This is a genomic window from Actinorectispora metalli (assembly GCF_056323685.1).
In genome coordinates this window covers 2,983,429-3,000,484 of the sequence record NZ_JBREYE010000001.1, presented here as the reverse complement: position 1 = coordinate 3,000,484, position 17,056 = coordinate 2,983,429, and the positions used below count along the sequence as shown (strand labels likewise).

Here is a 17,056-nt window from a genome sequence, read left to right as displayed (position 1 = left end):
CCCGCTGGGTCTATTGTGGACGGACTGTCGTCAACTCGTTTCCCTTGGGCGACAAGCGGAAATGTTGGTTAAATCCGAGCACTCGAGGCAACCTTGCGGTAGGTCGTCGTCCGGCGGCGCGCCGGGCGGCCGATGGACAGTGCGATGGCCTCCAGCTCGGCGGGCACCCGCGCGGAGCCGTGTTCGGACCCGGCCATTCGGCTGATGGTTTCCTCCATCAGGGTGCCACCCAGGTCGTTGGCCCCGCCCTGGAGCGCGCGGGCGGTCGCGGCGTCCCCGAGCTTCACCCAGGAGCACTGGATGTTGTCGATGGCGCCGTGCAGCAGCAGCCGCGCCATCGCGATCACCGCCCGGTTGTCCCGGTCGGACGGTCCTGGCCGAGCCAGCCCCGCCAGGTAGATCGGCGCGTTGCGGTGCACGAAGGGCAGCGGCACGAACTCGGTGAAGCCGCCGGTCTCCCCCTGCACCCTGGCCAGCGTGCGGAGGTGGGCAAGCCAGTGGCCGGGGTGGTCGACGTGGCCGTACATCATCGTGGAGCTGGACTTGATGCCCAGCCGGTGCGCGGTGGTGACCACCTCGATCCAGGTGGCCGTGGGCAGCTTGCCCTTGGTGAGCACCCACCGCACATCGTCGTCCAGGATTTCCGCGGCGGTGCCCGGGATGGTGCCGAGGCCCGCGTCCCGAAGCTCGGTGAGCCACTCCTCGATGCTCACTCCCGCCTTGCTGGCCGCGGTGACGATCTCCATCGGGCTGAACGCGTGCACATGCAGGTCGGGCACCGCGGCCTTGATCGCGCGCACGATGTCGGCGTATCCGGTGACCGGCATCTTGGGGTCGATGCCGCCCTGCAGGCACACCTCGGTCGCGCCAAGCTCGGCAGCCTCGACCGCCCGGTGCGCGACCTGGTCGGTGCTCAGCCGGTAGGCGTCGGCATCCCGCTCACGCTGGGCGAACGCGCAGAACCGGCAGCCCACGTAGCAGATGTTGGTGAAGTTGATGTTCCTGTTCACCACGTAGGTGACATCGTCGCCGACGACGTCGGCGCGAAGCTGGTCGGCGAGTTTGACCACCTCGTCCAGCGCGGAGCCCTCCGCGGTGAACAGGGCCAGTGCCGCGCCCGCGTTCTCGGTGGCCAGCAGCGCCGCCGGGTCGTCCGCGGCCAGCCGCAGCCCGGCCATCACATCGCTGTCCAGCCGCTCGGGGGCGGCGGCGGGAAGCTGGCCACGCAGGGACTCCCAGTCGCCGTAGACGGTGGCGAAGTCGCCCCGGCGCTCGCCGGCGCGACCCTCGGTGTCCACCGCGGTGTTCAGGTCGACCCGGCCCCAGCCGAACTCGGTGCCGTCCGGCTCCTGCCAGGGCCGTCCGACGATCGCGGCCCCTTGGTCGGCGAGCCCCGCCTCATCGGCCAGCGCGAGCACGTGGCCGCTCAGCCGGGGGTCCAGCCACTGCTCCGGTCGGCGCACGTAGCGCGGGTAGACGGTGAGCCGCTCACGGAGCCGGAAGCCGCCGAGCGCGGTCTGCGCCGCCAACTGGTCGATCTGCGGCCACGGCCGCTCGGGATTGACGTGGTCCGGCGTGAGCGGGGAGACCCCGCCCCAGTCGTCCAGTCCGGCGTCCAGCAGCATCGCCTGGGCCTCGGCGTCGTCGGCACCGGGGGTGTCGCCCGCGAGGTTGGGTGGGGCTTGCACGCTGACCGCCGGTGGCAGCAGCAGTCGCGCGACGGCGACCGTGGCCACCAGGTCGAGCAGTTCGGCGTCCGGGGACGCCTGCATGGCGGTGTTCGGCTTGGCCCGGAAGTTCTGCACGATGACTTCCTGAATGTGGCCGTACTGGCGGGCCAGGCCGCGCAGCGCGAGCAGGGACTCGGCCCGCTCGGCCAGCGTCTCGCCGATGCCGATCAGGACGCCGGTGGTGAACGGGACGCCCACCCGGCCCGCGTCGGTGAGCACCCGCAGCCGGACGGCAGGGTTCTTGTCCGGGCTGCCGAAGTGCGGTTGGCCGCGTTCGGCCCAGAGCCTGGTGGAGGTGGTCTCCAGCATCATGCCCATGCTGGCGCCGACCGGACGCAGCCGCTGCAGCTCGGACCAGCTGAGCACGCCCGGGTTGAGGTGCGGCAGCAGACCGGTCTCCTCGAGCACGGCGATGGCGACCGAGCGGAGGTAGGCCACGGTGGAGTCGTAGCCGCGGGCGGACAGCCAGTCGCGGGCGGCGGCCCAGCGGTCCTCGGGGCGGTCGCCGAGGGTGAACAGGGCCTCCTTGCAGCCCGCGGCGGCGCCGTCGCGGGCCATCTGGAGGATCTCGTCGCGTTCCAGGTACGCGGCGGGCAGCCGGTGCGGCACCGTGGCAAAGGTGCAGTAGTGGCATCGATCCCGGCAGAGCTTGGTCAGCGGGATGAACACGTTCCGGCTGTAGGTGACGATGCCCGGCCTGCCTTCCTCCGTGAGGTGCGCATCGCGCACCACTCGTGCGGCGGCGGACAGCTCGGCGAGGTCATCGCCACGAGCGTGAAGCAACAACTCGGCCTCTGTCGCGTTCAGCGTCACGCCGTCACGCGCGCGGCGCAGCGCCCTTCGCAACGCGGCAGGGCTTACCTGTGTTGGCATCGAATCATCGTATGGCGATGGGTTGGCAGTCGCCTGCATCTTGTTGGCCACCCAACTCTCGTGAAAGTCTTTCAATCACCTTGGAGATAAACAGGCAAGAAGGAAAAATTCCTGCCCTCGCATGGATTGCCTTCGAGGTGCGAGTGCCGGTGGCTCGTCCGACACTCATGTATTACGGCGGCGGCCCACCTGCACCGTCGCGATTTCCACGGGGAGAACTGGATGCAACTGAATTTCAGGGCTGCGCTGCTCGCAGTAGCGGTGGCCTGCTGCGGCATCGCTGCGGCGCCCGCGACATCGGTCGCCGAGGGCAACGAGGCGCACTTCATTGTGCTCGGCGCGCGGGGCGATGGACTGAAGTGGGCCGAGAAGTCGATCACACAAACGAATGGCAAGATCGTCAAAAGCTGGCCGCAGATCGGAGTCGTGGTAGCCACTTCCACCGACTCCGCATTCGCCGCCAAGCTGCGCCGCAAACCGGGGGTGCTGGGTGCGGGCGCCTCGCGCAATCTGGTCGAGATCGCGCCGAAGCCGCAGCAGGAACAGGTTGAGGGCACGGTAGCCGCAGGCCCGTCCGCCTTCGCGGGCGAGGACCCGCTGGTGCCGCAGCAGTGGGCGCTTCCGCAGGTCAAGGCCGACAAGGCGCATGAGGTGTCCGGGGGAAGCCGGGACGTGGTCGTCGGAGTGCTCGACTCCGGTGTGCAACCCGACCACCCCGATCTGAAGGAGAACCTGGCCCCCGAGCTATCAGTCGGCTGCCAGAACCAGGGAGTTCCCGACACCAGCCAGGCGGCGTGGTCGCCGACCACGAGCGCGCACGGCACGCATGTCGCGGGCAGCATCGCCGCCGCGCGCAACGGCGTTGGCGTGGTGGGCATCGCGCCCAACGTGCGACTGGCCGCGGTCAAGCTGATCGACGACGAGGGCTTCATCTACCCCGAGTACGCGATCTGCGGGTTCGTCTGGGCGGCCGAGCACGGCTTCGACGTCACGAACAACAGCTATTTCGTCGACCCCTGGTACCTGTGGTGCGCCGCGGACGCCGACCAGCGGGCGGCGGCCGAGGGCGTGCGCCGGGCGATCCACTACGCGGCGGGCAAGGACGTGGTGAACGTCGCGGCGCTGGGCAACAGCAACTGGGACCTGTCCAAGCCGATCGTGGACGAGGGCAGCCCCAACAACAGCACGCCGATCCGGCGCGAGACCGACAACAGCTGCGTGAAGCTGCCGGGCGAGGTCGAGGGCGTCGTCGGCGTCTCGTCGGTGGGCGCGACCAAGGTCAAGTCGTACTTCTCGAACTACGGCATCGGCCAGGCCGATGTGGCCGCCCCGGGCGGCGACGCCAGGGTGACTCCCGCGCCGCCCGCCACCAACGGGCGAATCCTGTCCACGATTCCGGGTGGTCAGTGGGGTTACATGCAGGGCACCTCGATGGCCTCCCCCGCCGCGGCGGGCGTGGTCGCCCTCATCCGCAGCACGCACCCCGAATGGGGAGCGAACCGGGTGATCAGCGCGCTGCGCAGGCAGGCCGATCCGCTGTCCTGCCCGGACAGCTATGACACGGACGGGGACGGTAAGCAGGATGCGGTCTGCGAGGGCGGACCGTCGGGCCGCGGCTTCTACGGAGCGGGCCTGATCGACGCCTTGGACGCCGTGACGAAGTAACGCAGAACGCGCAAATCGGGGTCCGCGATCTTCGCGGGCCCCGATTTCTTATCCGTGTGAGCTATACCGAATAGGCCGAATGAGAGTTTGCTCACAGCCGAATTGCGTAATCCCTGTTACATCGTCAACGCAAAGCGAAACGTTCAGCCAACCTGACGTTATTAACCTGTTGGAGACGTAACCATGAACGGCAGAAGATCCACTGTGGAAACTTCTGCCAACGTCCGCGGGGGGATCCGACGTGCAGGGGTCTGACGAACCGGCCGCAGAAGGCGGACTCCGCCATGCGGCGCTGCGCACCGCGCAGTCGCTGCTGGCGGCGGTCTCCCTGGTGGTCGTGTCGGCCACCGGCTTCGCGTGGGCCACCTACCGGGAGCTGGACGGCCAGCTGACCAGGATCGACATCATCGGCTCTTCCACCGCGGCCCGGCCGAGCACGAACCTCCCCGCCGACGGCGCGACGGACATCCTGCTGGTCGGCATGGACTCCCGCACCGACGCGCAGGGCAAGCCGCTGCCCCGCGAGGTGCTGGCGGAGCTCTCGGCGGGCGTGAACGACGGCGAGCTCAACACCGACACGCTGATCCTGCTGCACATCCCCAACGACCCGGCGAAGAAGACCGTCGGTATCTCGATCCCCCGCGACTCCTACGTCAAGATCGCCGACAACCAGGGCAAGCACAAGGTCAACTCCGCGCTGGCCCGCGGCCAGCAGCAGGAAGCGGGTCGACTGCGAGCGAAGGGCGAGAAGGACGAGCGCGTGATCCAGGCGAAGGCCCGCCAGGCGGGTCGGACCACGCTGCTGCGCACCGTCCAGGATCTCACCGGCGTGACGATCGACCACTACGCCGAGGTCAACCTCGGCGGCTTCTACGAGATGACCAAGGCCGTCGGCGGCGTGCAGGTCTGCCTGCGCGAGCCGGTCAAAGACCGCTTCTCCGGCGCCAACTTCCCGGCAGGCCTCCAGTCGGTCTCCGGCCGCGACGCGCTGGCCTTCGTCCGCCAGCGGCACGGCCTGCCCGGCGGCGACCTCGACCGCATCGCCCGCCAGCAGGCGTTCATGGCGGGCATGGCCTCGAAGGTGCTGTCCACCGGCCTGCTGTCCAACCCCGGCCGGGTCGGCGACCTGATCGCCGCGGTGCGCCGCTACGTCGTGGTCGACCAGTACTGGGACCTGATGGGCTTCGCCGAGCACCTACAGGGCCTGTCCACCGGCAAGATCGAGTTCCGCACCATCCCCTTCGGCCGCACCGGCCTCTGGGCGGGCGAGGGCAACGGCTGGGTGGTGGAGGTCGACCCCACGCAGGTCCGCGACTTCGTCTCCGGGCAGCTGGACACCCCCCGGCGCACCCCGACACCCACCACCGACCAGTTGGCCGCCCCCGGCGACACCAAGCCCCAGGGCCGCGACCGCCGCCTCACCCCGACTCCCACGTCGTCCTCTGCACCTACGACGACCCAGGCCCCGATCAGAGCCGAAGGCGTGCCCTGCGTAAACTGATCGTGGTTCAGCGCTCGAGCCTTGCGAGAAGTCGCGTCAGTGCGGCGTGGGTCGTGGGAAGGCTGTGCTGCACGGTCTCCCACACAGAACAGTGATCCACGCCTGGGTAGACCTCGATCAACTTGTTTCCGATGGCCCTCGGCAATTCCGGCACATGCGTGGCGAGCGCGGCATCAATTTGGGAGAGCTGGTTCAGCGCCTCCGCAAAGATGGTGAACAACCGCTCCACGGCCGATCGGAGCAGGCGATCCGACTCATAGTCGGCGAGCGACTTGCCCGCGGTGAACGCGATGATCCGTTCCGCGGCATTCTTGGCGTCTTCCAAGTACGCGCGTCGGGCGCGCCGCATGCGACGTCTCCTTGATCTCTTCGACGGCCTCGCGGCTGCGAGCGCTGACCCGCCCTCCCCCGTCTGATCTTCGACAGCCGGGTAACCGCGCTAGGCGGGGCGGTCGTAGGTGACGGTGACCGGGGCGTGGTCGGACCAGCGTTGCTGGTAGGTGGCGGCGCGTTCGACCACGGTGCTGACGGCTTGGGCGGCCAGGCCGGGGGTGGCGACGTGGAGGTCGATGCGCCAGCCGGAGTCGTTGTCGTAGGCCTTGCCCCGGTAGGACCACCAGGTGTACGGGCCGGGGCCCTCGGGGACCAGGCGGCGGACGACGTCGACGTAGCCCGCCTCGTCGTACACGCGGCTGAGCCAGGCGCGTTCCTCGGGGAGGAAGCCCGACTCCTTCTGGTTGCCGCGCCAGTTCTTCAGGTCGGTCTGCTGGTGGGCGATGTTCCAGTCACCGCACACCAGCACCTCGCGGCCCTCGACGGCGGCCTTGTCGCGGCGTTCGATCAGGTAGGGCAGGAACGCGGCCATGAAGCGCTCCTTCTCCTCCTGGCGGGGTGTGCCGACGTCACCGCTGGGGAGGTAGAGGCTGCCGACGGTCAGGCCGGGCAGGTCGAACTCCAGGTAGCGGCCGCTGTTGTCGAACTCGCGCTCGCCGAAGCCGATGCGGACGGCTTCCGGTGGGCGCCTGCTGTAGAGGGCGACGCCGCAGCGGCCCTTGATCTCGCAGTGCGCGTGCACCGCGTGCCAGCCGTCGGGCTGTGCGACGGCGGCGGGCAGCTGGTCGAGTTCGGCGCGGGTCTCCTGCACCGCGACCACATCGGCGGAGCCGGTGGCCAGCCACTCGGTGAAGCCCTTTTTGGCGGCGGCGCGCAGGCCATTGGCATTGACGGTCGACACGGTGAACACGCCGCGAGCGTAGCGGCGGGGTCCGACGATCCTCAGCAGGAGCTGCCCTCGGCGGGGCGGAGGAATTCCTGTGCCGCCCAGTAGCCCTCGGACAGCATCCGGAAATCGCCCTGGACGGTGCCGGTGGCGCTGACGGTCTGGCCCTCGCCCATTCTGCCGATCACCGGCTCCGCCGACGACGGGCCGGAACGGATGTTGAGCACATCGGCGTCCACGGTGAAGGTGCAGGAGCCGCCGAAGACGGTGCGCACCTCGTTGGCGGCGCGGCCCGGCTCGATCACGCCGAAGTAGAACACCGCCAGCCCGCCGAGGACGAGCAGCACGACGGGGCGAGCGATCAGCCCCGCCAACTTCGGCAGCAGCAGTGGCAGGCCCAGCATGACTCACGCTCCGTATCCATAACGAAATGGTTACGGCAACCAGATATAGCGAGCCCGGACAGCCCACGGAAGTGGATCGGGGTCGCTGTACCCGGCCTGACCTGCAAACTCACTCGAACAGGTCGACTGGAAACGCGAAGGGTGGCCGCCACCAACAGTGACGGCCACCCGATCGTTGCGTGAGTACTCAGGCCATGGCCTTCTTCAGGTTCTCGTCCAGGGTGGCGAGGAACTCCTCGGTGGTCTGGAACGGCTGGTCCTTGCCGACCAGCAGGGCGAGGTCCTTGGTCATCTTGCCGCTCTCCACGGTCTCGATGACCACCCGCTCCAGGGTGTGCGCGAAGCCGGTCACCTCGGGGGTGTTGTCCAGCTTGCCGCGGTGGGCCAGGCCCCGGGTCCAGGCGTAGATCGAGGCGATCGGGTTGGTGGAGGTCGGCTTGCCCGCCTGGTGCTGGCGGTAGTGCCGGGTCACCGTGCCGTGCGCGGCCTCGGCCTCGACGGTCCGGCCGTCCGGGGTCATCAGCACCGAGGTCATCAGGCCCAGCGAGCCGAAGCCCTGCGCCACGGTGTCGGACTGCACGTCACCGTCGTAGTTCTTGCACGCCCAGACGTAGCCGCCCTCCCACTTCAGCGCGGCGGCGACCATGTCGTCGATCAGGCGGTGCTCATACGTCAGGCCCTTGGCGTCGAAGTCGGCCTTGAACTCGGCGTCGAAGATCTCCTGGAACACGTCCTTGAACATGCCGTCGTAGGCCTTGAGGATCGTGTTCTTGGTCGACATGTACACCGGGAACTCGCGCGCCAGGCCGTAGCTGAGTGAGGCGCGGGCGAAGTCCTCGATGGACTTGCGGTAGTTGAACATCGACAGCGCGACGCCGCCGCCCTCGGGGTACTGGGCGACCTCGAACTCCATCGGCTCGCCGCCGTCGGCGGGCTGGAAGGTGACGGTCAGCGTGCCCGGTCCGGGCACCTTGAAGTCGGTGGCCTTGTACTGGTCGCCGTGGGCGTGACGGCCGACGATGATCGGCTTGGTCCAGCCCGGCACCAGCCGCGGGATGTTGGAGATGATGATCGGCTCGCGGAAGATCACGCCGCCGAGGATGTTACGAATCGTCCCGTTCGGGCTCCGCCACATCTTCTTCAGCCCGAACTCCTCGACGCGCGCCTCGTCCGGGGTGATGGTGGCGCATTTGACGCCGACGCCGTGCTTGTTGATGGCGTTGGCGGCATCCACGGTGACCTGGTCGTCGGTCGCGTCGCGGTGCTCGATGCCCAGGTCGTAGTACTCCAGGTTCACATCGAGGTAGGGGTGGATCAGCTTGTCCTTGATGAAGTGCCAGATGATGCGGGTCATCTCGTCGCCGTCGAGTTCGACGACGGTGCCCTGAACCTTGATCTTGCCCATGTGGCCGGGCGCTCCTCTCACAACCTTCTGCAAACGGTACAAGCGTACTGGTAGACCAGGTAACCGTGAGATGTCCATCCCGTCACACCACACAGCGGCACCGGTCGCCACGCTGGGTCGCCTCAGCCTCGCATCCGGGCCGTCACATCTTCGTCCGCCCCCTCGTGTCAGGCAGGGCGGACGCCTGCGGTTGCCCTAGGCTGCGCCGTCGGTGATCGCCTGATCTTGGGGGGCTGACGGTGGCGACCGGACCGACGCATGCGATGAGCGGCCTCGCCGCCTGGGCCACCGTGACCGCGCTGGCCGCGTCCCACCCGATCGGGCAGCTCAGCCCGCAGACCTGGGTGGTCGGCGCGACCCTGGCCTCGGGCGCGGCGCTGCTGCCCGATATCGACCACCCGCAGTCCACGGTGGCCCGCACGTTCGGCCCGTTCAGTCAGGGCTTCTCGGCGGCGCTGAACGGCATCAGCGGGTTCACCTACCGGCTGACCAGGCTGGGCAAGGACCCGAACCGGGAGGGCGGGCACCGCGGGCTGACCCACACGCTGCTGTTCGCGATGCTGCTCGGGCTGTCCACCACCGCGATCGTGCAGGCGGGCGACCGGGCGGCGCTGCCCGCGCTGATGTTCGTCTTCTCCGGGCTCGCCGTGCGCGGCCTGATGAACAACTGGAACGCCAACCGGGACGCGCTGGCCATCACCATCGCCTCCGGGGTGCTCACGCTGGCCTGCTGGAAGTGGGTCGTCTCCGCCCCGGAGAACGCCGCGGCCTGCGGCATCGCCGTGATGATCGGAGCCGCCGCGCACTACCTGGGCGATGCCATCACCGAGCAGGGCTGCCCGATGCTGTGGCCGATGCCGATCGCGGGCCGCACCTGGTACCCGGTGGCACCGCCGAAACTGCTGCGGATGCGCACCGGCGGCGCGGTGGAGCTCATGATCGTGCTGCCCGGCATCACCATGCTGGCACTGTGGATGTCGGGGGTGACGCTGGAACGCACCGGTCTGCTGGAGCTATCGGGGATTGAACTACTGCCCGGTTGGTGATTCGCGTGGACACGGTGCGGGTCGGCGGGTATGCAATGGGACATGTTGCCCTGGGGAATCGAATTGGCAGGCCGTATCGACGAGCACACCTTCGACAGTGCGCGGCTGCGGGACAACCCGCTCGGCGATCCGCATCAGCGGCCGCTGTGGGTGTATCTGCCGCCCGGCTATGACGCCGAACCGGACCGCCGCTTTCCGGTGGTCTACGTGATCCAGGGCTACACCGGCACGATCAGCATGTGGCGCAACCGCACGCCGTTCCGGGTGCCGTTCCCCGAACTCGCCGACCAGGTGTTCACCAACACCGACGCACCGAGGGCGATCATCGTCTACGTGGACGCGTGGACCGCGTACGGCGGGAGCCAGTTCGTCGACTCCCCCGGCACCGGCAAGTACCACTCCTACCTGTGCGACGAGATCGTGCCGTGGGTGGACGCGCGCTACCGCACCAGCGCGCGGCCAGAGCACCGGGCGATCGCGGGCAAGTCCAGTGGCGGCTACGGCGCGATGATCACGCCGATGCTGCGCCCAGACCTCTTCGGCGCGCTGGCCACGCATGCCGGTGACGCGTTGTTCGACGTGTGCTTCCAGCCGGAGTTCCGGCGGGTCGCCAGGGTGCTGCGGGACAACTACGAGGGCTCCTTCGACAAGTTCATCGCCGACTTCCGCAGCCGGATCCCGATGTCCAAGCCGGACGACATGGACCTGATCATGTTCTACGGCATGGCCGCCGCCTACTCGACCGACGAGGACGGCACGGTCCACCAGCCCTTCGACGAGTTGGGCAGGGTGGTACCGGAGGTGTGGCAGCGCTGGCTGGACTGGGACCCGGTGGTGATGGCCCGCCTGCCGAAGTTCGCCGAGGCGCTGCGCGGCCAAGTGGCGATCTGGATCGACGCGGGCAGCAAGGACGAGTTCTACCTGGACACCGGCGCGGTGGCCTTCCACGAGGTGGTGCTCGCGGCCGGGGTGCCGGAGGACCGCGTGCACCTGGAGTTCTTCGACGCGGGCCACATGGCGATCGAGTACCGCTACCCGATCGCCCTCGAATGGCTGTGCCGCCGGATGGCTGAGCACTAGAGCGCCCGCACCACCTGCTCGCACAGTTCATGGGTGCGCAGCGCGTCGTGGAGGTCGGGCAGGTCGCCCGCGAGGAACGCGGTGCAGATCTGCTCGATGCCCCGCTGACGCGCCACCGGCTGCCAGCCGTCGGCAGGCAATCGGGCGCGGTGCCCGCTGTGGTCGGTGACCTCGGTGAGGTTGTGGACCTCCAGCTTGCGGTCACCGCCCGCGACCTCCAGCCGCTCCTCCTTGGAGCCGCTGCGGCGGTGCATGCTGCCGACGGCGGTGAACCCGTTGCCGCGCAGGGTGAGCACCACGTGGTGCAGGCGGCCGTTTTCGACGCGGCCGGACACGTCGACCCGATCGACCTCGCCGGGCGCCAGGAAGCGCAGGGTGTCGACAACGTGGATGAAGTCGTCGTAGACGATCTCACGCACGCCGCCGGTCGAGCCGCTTTCGTTCTTCTGCATCAGGATCAACTCGCGCGGCCGGTCCAGGGCTGCCGCGTACGCGGGCACGTGCCGCCGGTTGAAACCGACCATCAGCCCGACGCCCGCGCGCTCGGCGCGCTCCACCAGTTCCCGGCTGCCCGCCAGGGTGTCGGTGAGCGGCTTGTCCACATAGACCGGGACACCCGCGTCGAGGAAGCGGGTCACCACCTCGGTATGCGCGTCGGTGGGGACGTGCACGAACGCGGCGTCCAGCGGGCGGTCCAGCAGCGCGTCCAAGTCGGTGAACCGGTGGTCGGCGGGCACCCGGTAGGTGTCGGCGACCTCGGCGAGGCGGTGCGGGCTGCGGGTCATCAGGTGCAGGTCGAGACCGGGGCGGGCACCCAGCGTCGGCAGGTAGGCCTTGCGGGCGATGTCACCCAGCCCGACCACGGCGATGTTGCGCATGCCCGAACGCTAAATCAGCCCCACCGGGCCACGAAGACCACGTCCGGCTCGCCGCGCTGCACCGGGATGCGCAGGGTCTCCACCCGCGCCCGCAGGGCGGCCAGCCTGCCGCGGAGCGCGGGGCTCTCGGCGGCGCTCCACACCGCGAGCGCACCGCCGGGGGCGAGGACCTCGGCGATCCTGGCCAGCATCGGCTCCGCGTAGAGGCCCGCGTTGCCGGGAGTGACCGTCCACTCCGGACCGTTGTCGATGTCGAGGCAGAGCGCGTCGGCGCAGCCGGGCGGGGCGGCGGCCAGCCAGTCGAGCAGGTCGGCGCCGACGATGCGCACCCGAGGGTCGGCCATGGCGCCGCCGTTGGCGGCCGCCAGGTGCCCGCGGTTCCACTCGATCACGGCGGGCTCCCGCTCCACCACCGTCACCTGCCGCACCCGCGGATGGGCCAGCGCCTCCCGCAGCGAAAAGCCGACGCCGAGCCCGCCAATCACCACGTGTCCGCGATGCGGGAGCCGGTCGACGGCGGCGCGCACCAGCAGCCGTTCGGATTCGCCGTTGCGGGTGTCCATCAGGAACATCCCGTTCTCGACGATCTCGAAGTGCTCCCCGGATCTTCGAAGCACCAGCTCACCGCAGTGGCCGAGCACCCGGTCCACGAGTTCGGGCCTGCACGGAAAGTGATCGATTGATGGCATTCCGCTAGGTTAACGGCGTCTAGCCGGATATCCAGTCCCATTTCGGATGTCTGGAAATACAGTTGCGTCGCCGGTTAACGTGAGTGATCGTGCGCGTGCCGACCGGACAACCGACCGCGGCCACGTGCTACCTGCGGCTTGTCGGGGCGGGTTTCCGCCGCCACGCCGCCTACCGGCAGGCCATGGTCGCCGGGCTGGTCACCAACATCGTCTTCGGCCTGATCAGGGTCAGCGTGCTGCTCGCCGTGCTCGCCGCGGGCCGGGAGGTGGCGGGCTACGACGCCGCGTCGATCGCGGTCTTCGTCTGGTTCGGCCAGGGTCTGCTCGCCGTCCTGCCCGCCTGGCCCGACGTTGCACTCGCCGAGCGGATACGCACCGGTGACATCGCCATCGACTTCGCCCGGCCGTGGGATCTCCAACTCGCCGAGTTGGCGACCCACCTCGGCCGGGCCTGCTACACCTTCCTGGTCCGCTTCCTGCCGCCGGTCGCGGTCGGCGCGCTGCTGTTCCCGTTCCGGTGGCCCGCCGAGGTCGTCACCTACCCGCTGTTCGCGGTCAGTCTGCTGTTGGCCGTGCTGCTGGGCTTCAGCCTCCAGCTCATGCTCAACGCGACGGCGTTCTGGCTGCTGGACTGGCGCGGCCCGATCGGCGTCTACGCCGTGGTGTCCAGCGCGTTGATGGGCCTGGTGGTGCCGCTGCCGTTCTACCCGGACTGGGCGCAGACAATGCTGTACCTGACGCCGTTTCCCGCGTTGATGCAGACGCCGATCGACATCTTCACCGAGCGCGGCGCGACCGCGCAGCTGATCGGCCACCAACTCGTGTGGGCCGTCGCGCTGCTGCTCATCGGGCGGCTCGTGCTGCGCAGGGCAGAGCACAGGCTGGTGGTGCAGGGTGGCTGACGGCGTGGTGACGGTGTACTACCGGTTGGCCGCGGCCAGGATTCGCAGCCAGCTCGCCTACCCGACGTCGTTCGCCCTGAACTGCCTGACCCAGGCGGGCGGCCAGGCGCTGGAGCTGATCACCATCGTGGTCATCTTCGGCCGGGTCACCACGCTGGGCGGCTTCTCGGTCGGCGAGGTGCTGTTGATGTACGCGCTGGCGGGCGCGGCCTTCGGCCTGGCCGACCTGTGCGTCGGCCAGATCGAGAAGCTGCCGGAGCTGATCCGCAACGGGCAGTTCGATGTCCTGCTGCTGCACCCGCTCGGCACCCTGCCGCAGCTGGCCATCACCGACATCCAGCTCCGCAGGCTGGCCCGCTCGGCGACCGGCTTCGCCGTCCTGGGCTACGCGCTGTCCACTATGGACATCCACTGGTCGCCTGCCAAGGTGGTGCTGCTCGCGGTCACCCCGGTCGCGGGCACGGTGCTGTTCAGCTCGATCTGGGTGGCCGCGACCTGCCTGTGCTTCTGGGTGATCGACGGCAGGGAGCTGACCAACTCCTTCACCTACGGCGGGGCCACGCTCACCAGCTACCCGGTCAACGTCTTCTCCCGCTGGCTGCGCAGGCTGATGGCCTTCGCCGTGCCCGGCGCCTTCGTCGCCTACTACCCCGCCCTGACACTGCTGGACCGGCCCGACCCGCTGGGCCTTCCACTCTGGACGGGATATCTCTCCCCACTGGTCGCCCTGGCGGCGGCGGTGGCCTCCGGTGCGTTGTGGAAGTTCGCGGTGCGGCACTACCGAGGGACGGGATCATGAGCGCGCTGATCGACGTGCAGGGCCTGCGCAAGACCTTCACCGTCAGCAGGAAGACCGGCCGTTTCCGCAGGCGGCGCATCGAGGTGGTGGCCGTCGACGACGTGTCGTTTCGCGTGGAACCAGGCGAGACCGTTGGTTACGTCGGCCCCAACGGAGCGGGCAAGTCCACCACCATCAAGATGCTCACCGGCATCCTGGTGCCCACCGCGGGCTCGGTCCGAGTGTCCAATTTGGACCCCTCACGGCAGCGCAAGCAGGTCGCGGCGCGGATCGGGGTGGTGTTCGGCCAACGCAGCCAGCTGTGGTGGGACCTGCCGCTGGCGGACAGTTTCGACCTGCTGCGCACCGTCTACCGGGTGCCCGCCGCGGACCACGCGAGAAGGCTGAGCGAATGCGTGGAGCTGCTCGGCCTTTCGGAGTTCCTGGCGACGCCGGTACGGCAGCTCTCCCTCGGCCAGCGGATGCGCGGCGAGGTGACCGCCTCGCTGCTGCACGGCCCCGAACTGCTGGTGCTGGACGAGCCGACGATCGGGCTGGATCTGGAGTCGAAGTCCCGGTTGCGGGCGTTCCTCGCCGAGCTGAACTCCGAACGCGGCACCACCCTGCTGCTCACCACCCACGACCTGGATGACATCCAGCAGCTCTGCCGCAGGCTGATGATCATCGACCACGGCACGGTGCTGGCGGACGGGCCGCTGGAGACGCTGCGGTCGGAGGTCGCGACCGAGCGGACGCTGATTGTCGACCTGCTGCGTCCCTGCCCGCCGCTGGAGGGGCTGCCCGGCGTGGTGTCGGTGCGCGCGGAGTCCGAGGGGCGCAGGCAGCACCTGGTGTTCGACCGCGACCGGACCACCGCGGCGGCGCTGATCGCCGAAGTCGTGCGGCGGGCGGAGGTGCACGACCTCTCGGTGCTGGAAACGCCGATCGACGAGGTGATCCGCCGGTTGTACGGCAGACGGGAACTCCGTGACGCCGCACTGCGTTCGTCCGGTTAGCGATAGTCTCGCGCTGTCGGCCGCCGGAGCCGAATCGTGGAATGGGGTTTCATGCGCACCATCCGTCGCCCGCTCGCCCTCCTGCTCGCCGCCCCGCTGACGCTCGCGGTGCTGGCGGGCTGCGACACCGTCAACCAGGTGGCCCAGGGCGCGGACAAGGCATCGACCTGCCTGAAGGCCCTGGAGGCCGTGGGCTTCAACCCCGACTTGAACAACCCGCAGGCCGCCGCCGACGAGGCGCACAAGAAGGCGGAGGAGCTGCGGAACCTGGCCAAGGAGACGCAGGACGCCAACCTGCAGAAGTCGTTGGAGGAGTCGGCGGACTCGCTGAGCAAGGTGCAGCCCAGCGACCTCGACCCGTCCTCGGCGACAGACTGGCTGGACAAGAAGGCGAAGTTGCTCAACAGCATCAACGAGGCCTGCGGCAACACCGGGGGCTGAGGTACCGATTTGGTGGTCTGCGGAGCAGGCCCGATGGCCCTAGGCTTTCGAATTCGGAGGTGGTGGGCCATGCAGGCAGCCGTTGGCGACGTCATTCACATCCATTCCCGGGCCGTCGGGCTCAAGGATCGGCAGGGCGAGATCGTGGAGGTACGCGGCCAGGACGGCGCGCCTCCCTACGTCGTGCGGTTCACCGACGGCCACCAGACGCTGGTGTTCCCGGGGCCGGACTGCATCGTCGAGCCCCGGGTCAGCGAGGACTAGCGGTCACGCGGTCCTGGTTTGTCCGCCGTCGATGAGGTAATCGGCGCCGGGGATGTTGCGTGCCTTTCCGGACACCAGGAAAAGCACCAGGGCGGCGGGCTCGGTGAGCCGTCCGGTCGTGACCCCGCGCAGCGCGGCAGTCCGGCCGTTGTTGCGCGGCAGGCGGCCCGGCTGAAGCGCTATTTCGCCAGGGTGGTGGGGGTGGCGCCGGTGAGGTGGTAGGTGGCGAGGATGCCGCGGTGGTCGCTGGTGGGCACGTCGATGAACTCAAGCCGAGCGGGGACCACGTCGCCGCGGTACAGCACGTGTTCGATCTGGCTGCCAAGCCAGCGGGGCAGCGCGGCGGGCCAGGTGGAGGTCAGGCCCTGGCCGAGCACATCGGCGGTGTCGTCGCAGCCCGCGACGGCCTGCCGGAACGGGCGGTGGTCCAGGGTGGCGTTGAACGACCCGGCGATGATGTAGGAGTCCTGGCTCGCACACCATGTGCGCAGCACCGAGACATCGTGGCGCCACTGCTGGAGGCTGAGGTGGCGGGGCGAGGTCGCGTGGTAGGCGACGAAGCGCACCGAGCCCAGCTTGCCGCCCTGGAGAATCCAACTCGGGTACTTGGCGGTGTGGTCCGGCGTCGCGGTCACCTCGCCGAGCCGCGTGCTGACCATGACCGAGACGGCGCTCAGCGCCGAGTAGTCCGACTGCGCCGAGTAACCCTCGTAGTGGTCGAACAGATCGCCCTCGACCTCGATGTTCTCCCGGTACTCCCGGCCCGCCTCCGGCAGCGAGACCACATCGGGCTGGTACCTGCGGATGAGCTCGGCGACCTGCTTCGGGTCGGTGGCCGCGCTCTGGGTGTTGACCATGAGCACGCTGAGCTCCTCGCCGGTGGCCTGCTGCGCGACCGCGGCGGTGCGCGGCACCACCAGCGGCACGGCGAGCAGCGAGAGCACGATCAGCAGCAACGCGGGCAGCCGAAGCGACCGGCGGAACAGCAGCAGGACGCCGACCAGCACACCCAGCCCGACCAGCGCCGGGCGAAATGCCATGGCCTGCGCGAAAGGCGTGAACCCGTCCAGCCACAGCAGGTCGGGTATCAACAACAGCACGCCGATGACCAACACAACACCACTCGTCAGCCACCGCGGCTGCACTCGCACGATTTTCCTCCAGC

17 protein-coding genes are annotated in these 17,056 nt (G+C 69.1%); 9 read left to right on the top strand and 8 right to left on the bottom strand.

Going from position 1 to position 17,056, the window contains the following annotated elements; all coding sequences use genetic code 11:
* Window positions 1–68: 68 nt before the first annotated feature.
* Window positions 69–2,603 (bottom strand): bifunctional FO biosynthesis protein CofGH, encoded by a 2,535-nt coding sequence (locus tag ACU6XJ_RS14070; protein ID WP_476310824.1) that lies wholly within the window; start codon window positions 2,601–2,603, stop codon window positions 69–71.
* Window positions 2,604–2,825: 222 nt separating this feature from the next.
* Between ACU6XJ_RS14070 and ACU6XJ_RS14065 the strand changes: the two genes are divergently transcribed.
* Window positions 2,826–4,268: a S8 family peptidase gene (locus tag ACU6XJ_RS14065; RefSeq protein ID WP_476310821.1), complete on the top strand. Its 1,443-nt coding sequence runs from the start codon at window positions 2,826–2,828 to the stop codon at window positions 4,266–4,268.
* 241 nt (window positions 4,269–4,509) lie between these two features.
* Window positions 4,510–5,769, top strand: a complete 1,260-nt coding sequence (locus tag ACU6XJ_RS14060) for an LCP family protein (protein ID WP_476310819.1) — start codon at window positions 4,510–4,512, stop codon at window positions 5,767–5,769.
* Window positions 5,770–5,776: 7 nt separating this feature from the next.
* Here ACU6XJ_RS14060 and ACU6XJ_RS14055 read toward each other — a convergent pair whose 3' ends face one another.
* From ACU6XJ_RS14055 to ACU6XJ_RS14040, 4 genes are all read right to left on the bottom strand, one after another.
* Window positions 5,777–6,118 carry a HepT-like ribonuclease domain-containing protein gene (locus tag ACU6XJ_RS14055; protein ID WP_476310816.1) on the bottom strand — a complete coding sequence of 114 codons (342 nt, stop codon included), beginning with the start codon at window positions 6,116–6,118 and terminating at the stop codon, window positions 5,777–5,779.
* A gap of 90 nt (window positions 6,119–6,208) precedes the next feature.
* A complete protein-coding gene (locus ACU6XJ_RS14050) occupies window positions 6,209–7,012 on the bottom strand; it encodes an exodeoxyribonuclease III (protein WP_476310814.1) in 804 nt (267 codons plus the stop codon).
* 32 nt (window positions 7,013–7,044) lie between these two features.
* Window positions 7,045–7,392 (bottom strand): SH3 domain-containing protein, encoded by a 348-nt coding sequence (locus tag ACU6XJ_RS14045; protein WP_476310812.1) that lies wholly within the window; start codon window positions 7,390–7,392, stop codon window positions 7,045–7,047.
* Between the two features lie 187 nt (window positions 7,393–7,579).
* A complete protein-coding gene (locus tag ACU6XJ_RS14040) occupies window positions 7,580–8,797 on the bottom strand; it encodes an NADP-dependent isocitrate dehydrogenase (RefSeq protein WP_476310810.1) in 1,218 nt (405 codons plus the stop codon).
* Between the two features lie 239 nt (window positions 8,798–9,036).
* Between ACU6XJ_RS14040 and ACU6XJ_RS14035 the strand changes: the two genes are divergently transcribed.
* Complete coding sequence (locus ACU6XJ_RS14035; RefSeq protein ID WP_476310808.1) at window positions 9,037–9,843, top strand: metal-dependent hydrolase; 807 nt, start codon at window positions 9,037–9,039, stop codon at window positions 9,841–9,843.
* A 42-nt stretch (window positions 9,844–9,885) separates the two neighbouring features.
* Window positions 9,886–10,923: an alpha/beta hydrolase gene (locus tag ACU6XJ_RS14030; RefSeq protein ID WP_476310806.1), complete on the top strand. Its 1,038-nt coding sequence runs from the start codon at window positions 9,886–9,888 to the stop codon at window positions 10,921–10,923.
* On the opposite strand, the gene ACU6XJ_RS14025 is transcribed toward ACU6XJ_RS14030, so the two are convergent.
* Window positions 10,920–11,801 carry a Gfo/Idh/MocA family protein gene (locus tag ACU6XJ_RS14025; RefSeq protein ID WP_476310805.1) on the bottom strand — a complete coding sequence of 294 codons (882 nt, stop codon included), beginning with the start codon at window positions 11,799–11,801 and terminating at the stop codon, window positions 10,920–10,922. The two genes, ACU6XJ_RS14030 and ACU6XJ_RS14025, sit on opposite strands and share 4 nt — an antisense overlap.
* A 14-nt stretch (window positions 11,802–11,815) precedes the next feature.
* A complete protein-coding gene (locus ACU6XJ_RS14020; RefSeq protein ID WP_476310804.1) occupies window positions 11,816–12,490 on the bottom strand; it encodes a spermine/spermidine synthase domain-containing protein in 675 nt (224 codons plus the stop codon).
* 89 nt (window positions 12,491–12,579) lie between these two features.
* On the opposite strand from ACU6XJ_RS14020, the gene ACU6XJ_RS14015 reads away from it, so the two are divergent.
* The 5 genes from ACU6XJ_RS14015 (at window position 12,580) to ACU6XJ_RS13995 (ending at window position 15,891) form a co-directional block, all read left to right on the top strand.
* On the top strand, window positions 12,580–13,392 hold the full coding sequence (locus ACU6XJ_RS14015; RefSeq protein ID WP_476310802.1) for an ABC transporter permease: 813 nt from the start codon (window positions 12,580–12,582) through the stop codon (window positions 13,390–13,392).
* Complete coding sequence (locus ACU6XJ_RS14010; RefSeq protein WP_476310800.1) at window positions 13,385–14,191, top strand: ABC transporter permease; 807 nt, start codon at window positions 13,385–13,387, stop codon at window positions 14,189–14,191. The genes ACU6XJ_RS14015 and ACU6XJ_RS14010 overlap by 8 nt, the downstream gene beginning before the upstream one ends.
* A complete protein-coding gene (locus tag ACU6XJ_RS14005; RefSeq protein ID WP_476310798.1) occupies window positions 14,188–15,186 on the top strand; it encodes an ABC transporter ATP-binding protein in 999 nt (332 codons plus the stop codon). The genes ACU6XJ_RS14010 and ACU6XJ_RS14005 overlap by 4 nt, the downstream gene beginning before the upstream one ends.
* Before the next feature lie 51 nt (window positions 15,187–15,237).
* Window positions 15,238–15,627, top strand: a complete 390-nt coding sequence (locus ACU6XJ_RS14000; protein ID WP_476310796.1) for a bacteriophage spanin2 family protein — start codon at window positions 15,238–15,240, stop codon at window positions 15,625–15,627.
* Window positions 15,628–15,696: 69 nt separating this feature from the next.
* The gene (locus ACU6XJ_RS13995; RefSeq protein ID WP_476310794.1) at window positions 15,697–15,891 is read left to right on the top strand and encodes a DUF1918 domain-containing protein; all 195 of its coding nucleotides are present in this window, start codon (window positions 15,697–15,699) and stop codon (window positions 15,889–15,891) included.
* 179 nt (window positions 15,892–16,070) lie between these two features.
* Here the strand turns inward: ACU6XJ_RS13995 and ACU6XJ_RS13990 are convergent, their stop codons facing one another.
* A complete protein-coding gene (locus ACU6XJ_RS13990) occupies window positions 16,071–17,042 on the bottom strand; it encodes an endonuclease/exonuclease/phosphatase family protein (RefSeq protein WP_476310792.1) in 972 nt (323 codons plus the stop codon).
* Window positions 17,043–17,056: the final 14 nt, after the last annotated feature.